Here is a 646-nt window from a genome sequence, read left to right on the forward strand (position 1 = left end):
CCCGCCGCCCGCAGGACGTCGTCGGCGTCGCGACCCGTGCGCACGCCGACCACGAGTCCGGCCCCCGCGCGGCGCCCGGCCGTCATGTCCTCCGCGGTGTCCCCGACCACGAGGACGCTGCGGACGTCGTCGAGGTCGAGACCGAGCAGGGCGGTGAGGATCATGTCCGGGTAGGGGACGCCGCGGCCGGCGTCGTCCGGGGAGAGGCTCAGATCCGCCAGGCCCATCCACCCCAGCGACTCGAGGATCATGTTCTGGGTGTGGCGGGCGTAGCCGGTGCAGAGGCACACGTGCAGGCCGAGGGCACGCAGGCGGACGAGCGCCTCCTCCGCACCCGGGACGGCCTGGACGCCGTGCTCGGCCAGCAGCGCGTCGAAGGTCGCCTCGAACGTGCGGGTCGCCGCCGCGGCCACCGCCCGGTCGGCGAACACGCGGGGGAACACGGCCGTGCGCGAGGTGGGCCGGAGTGCGCGGAACCGCCGCGCGGCGTCGTCGTGCTCCGGCGTGCCCGCCGGGACGCCGTGCTGGTCCAACGTGCGGGCGAACGCCGTGTCCTGGAGCCCGTGCTCCTCGATGGACGTGCCGGACATGTCCACCACGGCCAGGCGGAGGGGCACGGCCGACGAGGCCGCGGCGGGGGGTGCCG

The 646-nt window shown here is 76.3% G+C and carries 1 protein-coding gene; it reads right to left on the reverse strand.

Features of this window, described 5'->3' with window-relative positions; genetic code table 11:
- The coding region (locus HMPREF3105_RS12450; RefSeq protein WP_246830390.1) for an HAD family hydrolase at positions 1–646 on the reverse strand (646 nt) is incomplete at both ends.

Origin of the sequence: Micrococcus sp. HMSC31B01 (genome assembly GCF_001816085.1) — a bacterium.
GTDB classification, from domain to species: Bacteria; Actinomycetota; Actinomycetes; order Actinomycetales; family Micrococcaceae; genus Micrococcus; species Micrococcus luteus.